We start from the raw sequence: 12956 nt of genomic DNA, 5'->3' as shown, positions 1-12956 counted from the left end.
GCGATGCCTGAGTGAGCATAGTCGGGTGACATGTCGACACCCGCGCTGTTTTCGGTTATTGAACCAGTATCAACGCCAGCAATAGTGGCCACATTGTTGCTACCATTTATGGTCACCATTATTTGATGTGTTGTGCCATCCGCGGAATGCACGGTAATGCTATCGGTGGTGGTTTTACCTTGACCTAATGCTTGTACCGTTGGGTTTTTGTTATCTAAATCGTAAGTCCAATCACCGTTATCTTTAAGATGTAGGGTACCTAATTGGCCTGCGATATCGGTATTCGAGAAGTGGGCTTCACCTTTGTCTGTATCGGTGATGGTGAGTGTTCCCGAGGTTTGCAGTTGTGACTCTTCCGTTACCGCACCGGTATTGGTGCCTGCAATAACAGCAGTATCATTAGTACCATTTACAGTAATAGTAACTTGATGTGGCGTGCCATCGGCAGAGTGAACGGTGATGGTGTCGGTTGCCGTTTTGCCTTGCGCTAATGCTTGCACGGTCGGATTTTGATTGTCTAAATCATAGGTCCAATCACCGTTATCTTTAAGATGTAGGGTGCCTAATGAACCAACAATGTCTGTATTCGAGAAGTGCGCTTCATTGGTATCGGTGTCGCTAATAGTTAATGAGCCCGTTGTTTGAAGTTGAGACTCTTCAGTTACCGCACCGGTATTGGTGCCTGCAATCACAGCAGTATCATTAGTGCCATTAACGGTAATAGTGATTTGATGTGGTGTGCCATCGGCAGAGTGAACAGTGACGATGTCTGTCGCAGTTGAACCTTGGCCAAGTCTTTGAACTACTGGGTTATTGTTGTCTAAACTGTATGTCCACGCACCGTCTTTGGTGATGCTTAGCGTACCGAAATTACTAGTCACTTGTGAGGCTTGAAAGTGGTCCTCTCCAAGATCAGAGTCCGTTACCGAAAGCTGCCCTTGAACTTGTGTCGTTAAATCTTCAGTTAACGTGCCAGCATCCACACCCGTAATTACGGCATTGTCGTCGTTTCCGCCAATCGTCATATCGATCGTTTGCGGTGTGCCATCTTTGGTGTGAATTGTGAAACTTTCATGCAGTGAAGTGGCTGCGGTTAAAGCTTGAACGTTAGAGAGCGAGTTATCAACTTGATACTGCCAGTGTCCATCAGCATCGATAGTTAATGAACCATATTTACCTGAGATAACTTCCGGCTTCAACGAACTTTCATTTTGATCAGGGTCTATGACATCAATTTTACCGTTGGCATGTAACAAGCCTTGTGAATCAATATTATGATCTTCTGTGACAACGCCAGTTAAGTCTCCTGAAATACTTGGCGTATCTTGTTTACCTGTGACCGGAACTTGAACAATGACACTCGAGCCGTTAGATAGATGCAACAAGAAATGGTCAGTGCCTTGTTGGTGCTGGTTTAACAGGATGTATTGAGGAGAATTTGGATTCAATACGAATGTGTATTGACCATTTGCATCAACATGAAGCTCTCCGTAGGTACCTTTTATGACTTCTGGCATAAAGGTGACGGGTAAAGCGGGTGTCGTCGGCGCATTTGAATGAGTCGGCTGACCGTTACTTCCTGAGGAGATAGTCGGCATCGATACCGAAGGAATGTAATGGACTTGCGGGTGAGAAAGCGTCGACAAATGATGAGAAGGAACCAAGTGAGAGCTCGAACCATGGGCGGCATGACTTGCACTTAAGGTGGAGTTTACGTCGCTGTCACTCGTCTGAGCTTCTTGGAGAGCAACCGCTGATGAGTCCGCCTTGCTATGGTCATCGGTGACATCTTTTTCGGTCACGTTATTTGCGGTTACTTGATCTGCAGCGTCGCTGGAATTGTCTATACTTTCCGCAGCAGCGTGTTTAGCCAATGATGGCAAAATCATCATGAGTGACTGAAAAAGTGGGATATTCACTTTTAGATGTGAATGCAGTCTGCGCTTCTTTTTTTGTGTTGGTTTCTTTTGTTCTAGCTTGTTACTTTTCTTATTTTTGATTTCTGTATTTTTCTTGTTTGCTTCGACGTTTTTTTTGTTAGCCATTTTTATCATCCGTGAATCGTGGTTGCACTATCTTAAGTAAAATACACAGATAGAGGTTTCGCTAGCTAATTGGATAATTTTTAAAGAAAAAACTGCAAAGTCGAAGAATTATCTCATTTTGATGAAAGAGAGGATGAATACTTTTTCAACGGTCAGGCAAATATCGGCACAATGGCATTGACCTTACCCTAAGGGTAACGTTTATAGTTGCGGTGTAAATTCAAAGGTAAGCTATGACAAACACATTCCGAAAAACTTGGATTATTGTTTTCAGCATCATTGCGATGTTGATGTCTAGCTATGCCTCAAGCTCCTCAGCCATGATGACTGAAGTAATGATGATGGAAATGGGGTCGAGCAAGTCGGCTTGTTACCACAGCGATACTTCGGTTAATGATTCAATGGCAGGGTGTCATGTGATGAGTGAAGAAGTACACGCTGAAGACTCTAACATGAGTGCCCATGCTTTGATGGCTCAATGCGATATGTCTTCAATGAGCGAAGACGGTAGCTCGATGATGGGTAACCATTGTTCGAGTGCCGATTGTTGTGCCTCAATGTGTTCTGCAAGTCCCTATCCAATTCAGGCTGTTCAAGCCGTTGATCAACTTTCCTTTTCATTAGCTCGTTTTCAATCGGTCACGATTGGCCAGAAAGTCGCACGCGCTCAATCTTTGCTACGCCCACCTTCCGCATAAATCTATATCTAAAAATACAGCTCTATCAGTTAGATAAATCTGATAAGCCATTCTTTTTTATGCGCTAATTAGCGTTAGATATGGACATTCATTGTGAATATGAAACCAACAACCTCTGTGTTTGTCATGAACACGAGCTTAGTGGTTGCTGCTACCTTGCCTATGGCCTTGTTTTCAAGTGCTACGCTCGCGGCTACCACGGCGTCAGCTTCAAATGCTCAACACATTTCAGCACATGACCAAGCAAGCTCGACGCAGCAACTCAATACACTGATTGAGATTGCTTTAAGCGAAGATGGAAATCGCAAACAGTACTTTGCTCAGTCTCAAGCGATGCGAGAAACGGGCATTGCCAGCTCGACCTTAATGGATCCTAAATTAAAAGTTGGATTTGGCGGTTTGCCTGTCGATAGCTTTCAATTCGATGAAGACCCGATGACCAATATATCGGTAGGGCTGATGCAGCAGTTTGAGCGTGGCGATACGCTTAACCTTCAACAAAAAAAGGCAGGCCAACAGGCAGATGCTTTAGCTTTGCAGGTGCAAGCAAGAGAATTGACGGTTGCGAATAGCATGACGCAGCTTTGGCTTAAGTTAGGTTATCAGCAAAAGGCTGAGTCGGTGATTCGTCAAAATCGTCGTTTGTTGGTTGAGCTTGAAAACTATGTACAAACCAATTACTCGATTGGTAAAAGCGAAGCGCAAGATCTGCTTAATGCTCAGCTCCAAGTGAGCAAGCTTGATGAGAAACTTCAGGCAAACCAGCAGGTTCAGCGTCGTCTAATCTCTCAGCTTTCTGAATGGTTGGGTTCTGATTGGCTAGGCTCTCAGGTTCTTGATTCTCAGGGCACACTGAATGCAACTAACCAAATCGATTGGTCATTGTTGGAAAGCAAATTAGCGACCAATATCGATTCAACCAAGCACTACCAGCTACTGACTGACCATCCTTTGGTTAAGATCTCCGATGTCAGTATTTCCTCCAATCAAACTCAGGTCGAGTTAGCCGAGCAAGCTTATACCCCGCAGTTTGGGGTGGAAGTGATGTATGCACACCGTCAAGCCAATAACATGGCGGGTGAACCTGCTTCTGATCTGGTGAGTGCTTATCTGACAGTCGACATCCCGCTGTTTACAGGGAGCCGACAAGATAAGAACTTATCGGCTGCTCAGTATCAAGTTGGTGCGGCTAAATCTCAAAAAGACACCTTACTTTCCCAAATGAACGCGCAAGTGAATGCATTGCTGGTGGACAGATCAAATCTGATCCAGCGATTAGATCGCTATCAAACGTCCTTGCTTCCTCAAACCGCAGCACGAATCAGCGCGGTTGAAAGGGGCTATCAAAACAATACCGCTCAGTTTAACGATGTCATTTTAGCAACGACCGATGAGCTGGCGCTTAAGTTAGAGCAACAACGTTTGATCACCGATCTCAACATCGTTAACAGCAAACTGGCGGCGTTAGTCAGTGGCTTTGAATACCAAGTAAACCAACCACAACTCAATTCAAGCGCAACTAAACACACAGCCAATCAATAAGGGAATAGACAATGAGTTCAGTAAAAGTAGCAACAATCGCTTTATTGGTCGGTGGTGCACTGGGTTTTGGTGTGAATCACTTTGTCGTTGGGTCAGCACATAACATGTCAGCAATGGCAACGAGTACAGGCGCCGAAGTAAGTAAACAAACCAAGGATGAGCCTTTGTATTGGGTAGCTCCGATGGACCCAAATTATCAGCGTGATAAGCCGGGCCAGTCGCCAATGGGGATGGATCTTATCCCTGTGTATGCAGACGATGTGAACGGCGGAGCTAAAGATAAGCCCGGAACCGTGTTTATTGATTCTTCCGTGGAAAATAACCTTGGCGTGAAAACCGCACAAGTCACACGAGAAGCGCTATCACCGCGCATTGAAACCGTGGGTTATGTGGCGTTCGATGAAAGTACATTGTGGCAAACCAACGTAAGAGCAGCTGGTTGGGTTGAGAAGCTCTACATCAACGCAGTGGGTGAGAAGGTAAACAAAGGTGATGTACTTTTCACACTCTATTCTCCAGAGCTTGTTAAAGCACAAGAAGAGTTGATCAGTGCTTATAAAACGGGTCGTAAAGGTTTGATCAAGGGCTCGACTGAACGCTTAATTACCTTGGGTGTTGATAAGACTCAAATCCGCGCTATTACGCGCAAAGGCAAAGCCTCACAAACCATTGAAGTCAAAGCGCCAGCCGATGGTGTCATCGCAAGTTTGAATATCCGAGAAGGTGGTTACCTTTCACCTGCACAAGCGGTGATCAGTGCTGGCCCATTAGGCGAAGTATGGGTTGATGCTGAGGTGTTTGAGCGTCAAGCGCACTGGATCTCGTCAGGCAGCAATGCGGTGATGACGCTAGATGCCATTCCCGGCAAAGAGTGGTTGGGTAATGTCGATTACGTGTACCCAATCCTTGACCCAAAAACTCGAACCTTGCGCGTTCGTTTGAAGTTCTCCAATCCAAATGGCGAGCTTAAGCCAAATATGTTTGCAAATATTGCGCTGAAACCCATTAGTGATGAAGCGGTTCTTACTATCCCAAGATCTTCGGTGATTCACTCCGGTGGTATGACTCGAGTGGTGATGTCAGAAGGTTCTGGCAAGTATCGCTCTGCTCGTATTGAGGTTGGTCGTGAAGCTGGCGAAAAAATAGAGGTGCTTCAAGGGCTAGAGCAAGGTGAGAGTATTGTCACTTCTGCACACTTCATGTTGGATTCTGAATCGAGCCAATCAGCTGATCTGTCACGCATCAATGGTGTTGAGGAAGAAGCGGAAACCGTATGGGCAAACGGTGAAATTTCCGATGTTATGCAAGGCAGCCGTATGGTGACGATTAACCATCAGCCTGTTCCAGAATGGGATTGGCCGGGCATGGTGATGAATTTCACCTTTGTGGAAGGCTTGGACATGAGTGACGTGCAACGTGGTAAGGCAATTGACTTTGAGATGAGAAAGACAGAGTCAGGGCAATACGAGGTTGTTGATTACAAGGTCAACAAACACAAGATCGCCGGCGAAGTTTGGGTAACGGGTGACATTACCATGTTGATGGCAGATTTTGGCATGATCACTGTAAAACATCAGCCAGTCCCTGAGTGGAATTGGAAAGCGGGTGAAATGAATTTCCAAGCCAGTGATGACCTTGATTTATCTGAGTTTGCCGAGGGTCAAACCATTCGGTTTCTAGTGGCGAAGCAAGGTTCTGATTATGTGCTCAAATCTCTCGAACCGACGAATAGCACGGGTGAGGGCGAACTATGATCAATGCAATCATTCGCTGGTCTATTAGTAACCGCTTCTTAGTGCTGGTTGCTACTGTCGCCATCGTATTTGGCGGCTTATACAGCGTTAAAAATACACCGGTCGATGCCATTCCAGATTTATCAGATGTTCAGGTAATTATCAAAACCAGTTATCCGGGGCAAGCGCCACAAGTGGTCGAAGATCAGGTGACTTATCCATTGACCACCGCCATGTTAGCCGTACCAGGAGCTGAAACGGTTCGTGGTTACTCGTTTTTTGGTGATTCCTATGTCTATATCATCTTCAATGATGATACTGATATGTACTGGGCGCGTTCACGAGTGTTGGAGTACTTAAGCCAAGTTGCACCTAACTTGCCATCGAGTGCCAAGCCAACACTAGGGCCAGATGCAACCGGTGTGGGCTGGGTTTACAGCTACGTGTTGCAAGATAAAACCGGTCAGCACGACTTAGCGGAACTTCGTAGTTTGCAAGATTGGTTCTTGAAGTATGAGTTGCAAACCGTAGAAGGCGTGTCTGAAGTGGCGACCGTTGGCGGCATGGTGAAGCAGTATCAAGTACAGATTGATCCTGCCAAGTTACGTGCATATGACCTGACGCTTCAGCAAGTCAACAAGGCAATCCAAGATGGTAATCAAGAAACAGGAGCGTCTGTTGTCGAGATTGCCGAAGCCGAGCACATGGTTCGTACGACGGGTTACCTGACAAGCATCGAAGACATTCAATCTCTGCCGTTAAAAGTGACAGACAAAGGTACACCGCTACTATTAGGTGACATTGCTGACATTAACCTCGGCCCGCAAATGCGTCGTGGTATCTCGGAGCTCAACGGTGAGGGTGAAGCGGTTGGCGGCGTTATCGTGATGCGCTTTGGTGAAAATGCCAGTGAAGTGATCGATTCGGTTAAATCCAAGCTTGCGGAACTGCAAGCAGGCTTACCTGATGGTGTCGAGATTGTCGCGACTTATGACCGTTCTACTTTGATTGATTCAGCCGTTGAAAACCTTTGGAAGAAGCTGGCTGAAGAGTTCATCGTGGTCGCCGTGGTGTGTGCGCTGTTCTTGTTCCATATCCGCTCGTCGTTGGTTATCGCATTAAGCTTACCTGTCGGTATCTTAGGCGCATTCATCGTTATGCATTGGCAGGGTATTAACGCCAACATCATGTCTCTTGGCGGGATCGCGATTGCGATTGGCGCCATGGTGGATGGTGCCATAGTGATGATCGAGAACGTTCATAAACACATTGAACGGACTCCACTTACTGACAAAAACCGTTGGCAGGTGATTGGTAAGGCAGCAGAAGAAGTTGGCGCACCGCTGTTCTTCTCTCTGATTATCATTACCTTGAGCTTTGTGCCTGTGTTCGCGTTAGAAGGCCAAGAGGGCAAGATGTTCTCGCCACTTGCCTTTACCAAGACGTATGCGATGGCGGCAGCGGCAGGTTTGGCTATCACGCTTGTGCCTGTGCTAATGGGTTACTTCATTCGCGGCAACGTGCTACCTGAACACAAAAACCCAGTAAACCGCAGCCTAGTGGCGATGTATAAACCGCTTCTGAACCTCAGCCTAAAGTATCCAAAGGTGATGATTGTTATCGCACTTGGCTTAATGGCGTCTGCTTATTACCCAACCAGTAAACTTGGCAGCGAGTTCATCCCTCCTTTGGACGAAGGAGATTTGATGTACATGCCAACCACGTATCCGGGTATTTCAATTGGTAAAGCGCGTGAGTTGTTGCAACAAACCAACAAACTCATCAAAACCATTCCAGAAGTCGAAACCACGTGGGGCAAAATTGGCCGAGCAGAGACAGCAACCGATCCTGCGCCACTGACTATGATTGAAACGGTTATTCAGCTTAAACCACGAGATGAATGGCGTGACGGCGTCACTACTGAGTCGCTACGAAAAGAGTTTGATGATCTGATTCAATTCCCCGGTTTGACTAACGCATGGGTTATGCCAATCAAGACTCGGATCGACATGTTAGCGACCGGTATTAAAACGCCAATCGGAATCAAAATAGCAGGGCCAGATCTGAGTGTTATAGAGGACATTGGCTCTCAGCTCGAACCTATCTTAAATGGTGTTAGCGGTACGGCTTCTGTGTATGCCGAACGTGTGGCTGGTGGTCGCTATGTCACGATAGACATCAAACGTCGTTCTGCTGCGCGATATGGCTTGAGCATTAAAGAAGTGCAACAGGTTATTTCGACTGCGGTTGGTGGCATGAACGTGGGTGAAACCGTTGAGGGGCTAGAGCGTTATCCAATCAATGTTCGTTATCCACAAAGCTATCGTGATTCTGTCGTTAAGTTACAGAACCTACCGTTAGTGACACCAAACGGTGCTCGTATCGCGCTTTCTGATGTCGCGGATATTCGATATGAAGATGGCCCTCCGATGATCAAAACAGAGAATGCGCGTCCTAATGGTTGGGTGTTCGTGGATATCGAAGGGCGTGACCTTGGTTCTTATGTGGCAGAGGCACAAAAAGTCGTTACAGATCAAATTGTTTTGCCTGCGGGTTACTCACTGGCTTGGTCTGGTCAATACGAGTACATGGAACGCGCCAAAGATCGCTTAAGTGTGGTCGTGCCTATCACCATTGCCATCATTATGTTGCTGCTGTATTTGAGCTTCCGCCGTGTCGGTGAAGTGATGATGATCATGCTGACATTGCCACTCGCAATGGTGGGTGGTTTATGGCTGATGCATGTCCTCAATTACAACTTCTCGATTGCGGTGGGTGTGGGCTTTATCGCCCTTGCCGGGGTAGCTGTTGAGATAGGCGTCATTATGTTGGTCTACCTAAACCAAGCATGGCACTACAAAAAATTGGATGCGGAGCAGAACCAGCAAGCACTTCAGAGTGAAGACTTAACGGATGCGATTCGTGAGGGTGCAGGACTGCGTGTTCGCCCAGTGATGATGACAGTACTTACGGTGATCATTGGCCTCATTCCAATTATGTATGGCGAGGGAACGGGCTCTGAAGTGATGCAGCGAATTGCCGCGCCGATGATAGGCGGAATGGCGTCGGCACTGTTGCTTACCCTACTGGTGTTGCCTGCAATCTTTAAGCTCTGGAAACAGCGTGAGATTATGCATAGCCAAAACGAGACAAACAAATAACGTATTGATTATTAGCCCTTACTTACCAAAACAGAGTGAGTAAGGGCGTACCACATGAACATTTGAAACTAACAAATAAATAACTGAATTAATCTAAGGAACGATCATGAAAAAGACACTTATTGCGATTGCACTGACGTTAACTACTGCAACGGCTTTTGCTGAAATGGACCATTCGAATATGGACCACTCGATGATGAAGAGTGGAGAGATGGATCATTCAAAAATGGATCACAGCATGATGAAGGATGGAAAGATGGACCATTCGATGATGAATATGGAAGGCATGTCTGAAGTGGGTATGCCTGCGACAGGCGCAAAGCCGGATAAAGTGGTTCATGTTCTGCTAAGTGACGATATGAAAATTACCTTTAAGAACAAGGTCGAAATTGAGCCGAACGATGTGGTGCAGTTCGTTGTGATGAATACGGGCAAGATTGATCACGAATTCTCGATTGGTTCTGCTTCAGAGCAGCTAGAGCACCGTGAAATGATGAAAAACACGGGTAATCACGCCCATGACTCGGGTAGCACAGTTACAGTTAAGCCGGGTAAAGCGAAGCAATTGCTGTGGCATTTCTATGGTGATAATAACGTAGAGTTAGCGTGCAATATCCCTGGTCACGCTGAAGCGGGTATGGTGAAGTCGTTAACGCTTTAGACGTTAATCAATAGCGCTTTGTTGAATTAGAAATTCAATGAGGGCTAGAAAATTAAAGATAAGTCTTAACTTATACCTAAAGCGCTTTGCTGTGAGGGATTCGCTGAGGCTTATCTTTATTTATAGTCACTGTAGCAAGATAGAAGTTTCAAGCAGATGGTGTGCTTCGCCGCTCAGATGCGGTAGCTCTGCCATGATCTTTTTAAACTTGTCATCGATTGACTCTGCTTCATTCAGCGATCGAAAAGCCAGTACAGCCTGTTCAGGCTCGCTGTTCACATAACCTTTCAATGTATCTAGCTGAATTTTATTGGCATTTTCAACTTTTGCTAACGCGACATTAATTGCTTCGATGTTAATTGTTAACTCATTGATTTTAAACATTTTTATTATTTTGTGGGTTGTTGCTAATGCGCGCACATTACCACAATGATTTTTGCAGATATTGACCAAGATTATTAAATTGGAACAATTTTGAAAATCATTAAAAGCTGAACTGCAATGTGTGATTTGGATAGGTGTCAGAAATACGAAGCAATTTAAGGAGTTAATAGCTTTGGTTGGTCACTTAGCGTTGATTCGTCAATCTAAGCTTAAATAAAATAAGTTTAGTCAGTATAGATTTAATGATTATGGACTTAGCAAACGGCGAAAATTTTTGAATAGGGTGTCGCTGGAAGAAAGTGCGTAATGAAGCTTAAGGAGAAGTTGGAGCGTGCAGCGGGAATCGAACCCGCATCATCAGCTTGGAAGGCTGAGGTAATAGCCATTATACGATGCACGCACACTGTCTTATGAGTCAGACTGAGGCGTTAAGAGACTTGGAGCGTGCAGCGGGAATCGAACCCGCATCATCAGCTTGGAAGGCTGAGGTAATAGCCATTATACGATGCACGCACATCGTCTTAACGAGTTTGATAATGCCACATCTAACTGAAAACGAAACCTTTTTCTTTCATTTTTATTCTAAGTGCTCGCATAACCACCACTCCGCTAGTTTTTCCATCATGTTCGGCGCTTTCAGAGTGAATAAAACGTGACTAAAATCTCGTTAAAAGGAGGGCGAGAAATATTAGTAGATGTCATGCTGCTTTTTGCGATAAATCCGAGTCAATTTATAAACACGCTTTGGTGGTGCTTAGTTGTCATAAATCTCATGAAAATTAAGGAATTTGGAGTGTTAACATAAACTGATTTTTATTTGTGTTTTGGCGTCCACTAATAACAATCTGAATGCATAAATTTAACTTATCAGCCTGTCAAAACATTCAGTAAACTAATCCCAAATGAGTAGAGTTATAGGCACTTATAAGCCTTTGCAGAAAAAAGTAACGAGTTCAGTTGATAATTCACGCAAAAGTCTCGTCATTCCGTCTATCGTTTGGTACATTTGCCGCACATTTTGTCTCCCCTAAAATTCCCATGCCTTCTCAGTTCCGAATTAACAAAATTGTTGAAATTGGTGACACTCTTCACCGCAGTGGTTGTGCTCCTTACAAGCTAGAGAAATACACTCAATTCTATGCAAAAAAGCATGGTGTGGATGTGATGATCCAAGCAACGCCAACTGCGATTAACTATCAATTTCCAGACGATAACAACGCCGTTATTCTTAAGCGTCTAAAGCCTGCGTCAATTAACCTGAGTTTGTTGGCCAATACGATCATTCGTATTAACCAGCCAAGCAGTGAGCCTGTACCAGAACCTGTCGGTTACTCAAAATTTGTGACTGCACTTGCCAATATGGGTATTCCGCCTGCTTATTTGATGCTGGTGGGCAGTACGTTGGAAGCGGTGGGCTTTTCTGCGTTATTGGGTTTGATGGTGTGGGTATGTCAGCAAGTTCTTCATTCACGTCGTGCTATCGCGGTTGAGTTCATCTCGGCACTGCTAACCGGTATCTTCGTGGCGTTTCTGGCGAGCACAGGGTTGCCGATTCCGGTGTGGGCGTTGTGTATCGCCTCGATTGTCTTGTTTGTCCCCGGGTTATCCATAGCTAACGCATTAGAATGTTTGGCGTTTAATGACTTGGTTTCTGGTACCAGCTTGCTAGGGCAGAGCGCCTTAACCCTGATTAAGCTGTTTGTCGGGATTATCATGGGGCTCAACATCGGTGAAGCGATATGGGGACAAGCGGTCTCCATCGACTATACCAACGCGGTACCGATGTGGATGCACATATCTGGCTTGGTGCTGATCTCTGTGTCTATCGGTGTGATGTTCAATGCTCGCCCTAAAGACATCTTACTTGGTTTGCCAGTTGCCGTTCTCGGTATGTGGGGCCCATTCTATCTAGGTTTTGATAGTGGTTGGGTTGTCGGCACTTGGGTGACGACGGTTCTTATTACTTTGTACGGAACTTGGATTGCCAAGAAGATGGAGCTCACGGGTTCTATTTATATCGTGCAAGGGATCATCATCTTGGTTCCGGGTAGCCGAGTATTAGTGAGTGCCAGCCAGTCGGTGTTTGAACAATCGATTTTGCCTATCCCGAGTATTGGTTTATCGGCGTTATTCATGTTCTCGGCAATCGTGGCAGGGCAAATTACCGCTTACTCGATTTACTCACCAAAAGTCGAACGTTAAGCCGTTCCGCTTTTCAAACCTTTAAACAAACACAGCTTAGCGGCTGTGTTTGTTCGTTTTAGGTGCTGCTCTTTTTTGAAGACAATTAGCTCTCCGTAAAACTTGTTAGATTTATGCTCGCTAAGCCTGACAAGAGCCATTAAAATGGAACAAATTCTATTTAAATTAAGTATTAACGTATGTCTCTACCTCCTTGCCCGCAATGCCAATCTGAATATGTTTACCCAGACCAAAACAACCTAATCTGCCCTGAGTGCGCCTACGAATGGAACCCAGAAGAAGAGCGTTTAGAAAGAGAAGCCGCGCGTGTTAAGGACGTGAATGGCGTTGTATTGGAAAGTGGCGATAAAGTTACCTTCATTAAAGATCTAAAAATTAAAGGCAGTTCTAGCGTATTGAAAATTGGTACTAAAGCTGTGATTCGACGCATCAATGAAGGCAAAGATCACCAACTAGATTGCAAGCTGGATGGTGGCGGTGAAATGCTGGTTACGGCGAAGTACGTTAAGAAGCAGTAACCATTGTTTCAA

At 45.4% G+C, this 12956-nt stretch carries 9 protein-coding genes and 2 tRNA genes; 7 read left to right on the top strand and 4 right to left on the bottom strand.

Annotated elements, in window-relative coordinates; genetic code table 11:
- A partial coding sequence (locus AB4623_RS11730; RefSeq protein WP_372146430.1) for a VCBS domain-containing protein occupies positions 1-2045 on the bottom strand: 2045 nt, incomplete at its 3' end.
- Positions 2046-2278: 233 nt separating this feature from the next.
- Here AB4623_RS11730 and AB4623_RS11725 point away from each other — a divergent pair.
- The 5 genes from AB4623_RS11725 (at position 2279) to AB4623_RS11705 (ending at position 9840) form a co-directional block, all read left to right on the top strand.
- Positions 2279-2743 carry a hypothetical protein gene (locus tag AB4623_RS11725; protein WP_372102920.1) on the top strand — a complete coding sequence of 155 codons (465 nt, stop codon included), beginning with the start codon at positions 2279-2281 and terminating at the stop codon, positions 2741-2743.
- Positions 2744-2842: 99 nt separating this feature from the next.
- Entirely contained in the window at positions 2843-4285 is a 1443-nt protein-coding gene (locus tag AB4623_RS11720) for a TolC family protein (RefSeq protein WP_372146432.1), read from the top strand.
- Between the two features lie 11 nt (positions 4286-4296).
- A complete protein-coding gene (locus AB4623_RS11715) occupies positions 4297-6039 on the top strand; it encodes an efflux RND transporter periplasmic adaptor subunit (protein ID WP_372117317.1) in 1743 nt (580 codons plus the stop codon).
- Entirely contained in the window at positions 6036-9179 is a 3144-nt protein-coding gene (locus AB4623_RS11710) for an efflux RND transporter permease subunit (protein WP_102333472.1), read from the top strand. The genes AB4623_RS11715 and AB4623_RS11710 overlap by 4 nt, the downstream gene beginning before the upstream one ends.
- Before the next feature lie 106 nt (positions 9180-9285).
- Positions 9286-9840 carry a copper-binding protein gene (locus tag AB4623_RS11705; protein ID WP_102333473.1) on the top strand — a complete coding sequence of 185 codons (555 nt, stop codon included), beginning with the start codon at positions 9286-9288 and terminating at the stop codon, positions 9838-9840.
- A gap of 126 nt (positions 9841-9966) precedes the next feature.
- Here AB4623_RS11705 and AB4623_RS11700 read toward each other — a convergent pair whose 3' ends face one another.
- The 3 genes from AB4623_RS11700 to AB4623_RS11690 form a co-directional block, all read right to left on the bottom strand.
- The gene (locus tag AB4623_RS11700) at positions 9967-10224 is read right to left on the bottom strand and encodes a hypothetical protein (protein WP_102428568.1); all 258 of its coding nucleotides are present in this window, start codon (positions 10222-10224) and stop codon (positions 9967-9969) included.
- Positions 10225-10549: 325 nt separating this feature from the next.
- Positions 10550-10624, bottom strand: a tRNA-Gly gene (locus AB4623_RS11695).
- A 38-nt stretch (positions 10625-10662) separates the two neighbouring features.
- Positions 10663-10737, bottom strand: a tRNA-Gly gene (locus AB4623_RS11690).
- Between the two features lie 525 nt (positions 10738-11262).
- On the opposite strand from AB4623_RS11690, the gene AB4623_RS11685 reads away from it, so the two are divergent.
- On the top strand, positions 11263-12426 hold the full coding sequence (locus AB4623_RS11685) for a threonine/serine exporter family protein (RefSeq protein ID WP_004731486.1): 1164 nt from the start codon (positions 11263-11265) through the stop codon (positions 12424-12426).
- Positions 12427-12605: 179 nt separating this feature from the next.
- The gene (locus AB4623_RS11680) at positions 12606-12944 is read left to right on the top strand and encodes a zinc ribbon domain-containing protein YjdM (protein WP_004731484.1); all 339 of its coding nucleotides are present in this window, start codon (positions 12606-12608) and stop codon (positions 12942-12944) included.
- Positions 12945-12956: the final 12 nt, after the last annotated feature.

Origin of the sequence: Vibrio sp. 10N.222.52.C12 (assembly GCF_041474215.1) — a bacterium.
Taxonomy (GTDB): Bacteria; Pseudomonadota; Gammaproteobacteria; order Enterobacterales; family Vibrionaceae; genus Vibrio; species Vibrio crassostreae_C.
This window is presented reverse-complemented; position numbering and strand designations above follow the sequence as displayed.

Excerpts from the sequence above, each read along its gene's own strand:
- AB4623_RS11680 (WP_004731484.1), top strand. The coding sequence starts at position 12,606 with ATGTCTCTACCTCCTTGCCCGCAATGCCAATCTGAATATGTTTACCCA.
- AB4623_RS11720 (WP_372146432.1), top strand. The coding sequence starts at position 2,843 with ATGAAACCAACAACCTCTGTGTTTGTCATGAACACGAGCTTAGTGGTT.
- AB4623_RS11715 (WP_372117317.1), top strand. The coding sequence starts at position 4,297 with ATGAGTTCAGTAAAAGTAGCAACAATCGCTTTATTGGTCGGTGGTGCA.
- AB4623_RS11725 (WP_372102920.1), top strand. The coding sequence starts at position 2,279 with ATGACAAACACATTCCGAAAAACTTGGATTATTGTTTTCAGCATCATT.
- AB4623_RS11705 (WP_102333473.1), top strand. The coding sequence starts at position 9,286 with ATGAAAAAGACACTTATTGCGATTGCACTGACGTTAACTACTGCAACG.
- AB4623_RS11710 (WP_102333472.1), top strand. The coding sequence starts at position 6,036 with ATGATCAATGCAATCATTCGCTGGTCTATTAGTAACCGCTTCTTAGTG.
- AB4623_RS11700 (WP_102428568.1), bottom strand. The coding sequence starts at position 10,224 with ATGTTTAAAATCAATGAGTTAACAATTAACATCGAAGCAATTAATGTC.
- AB4623_RS11685 (WP_004731486.1), top strand. The coding sequence starts at position 11,263 with ATGCCTTCTCAGTTCCGAATTAACAAAATTGTTGAAATTGGTGACACT.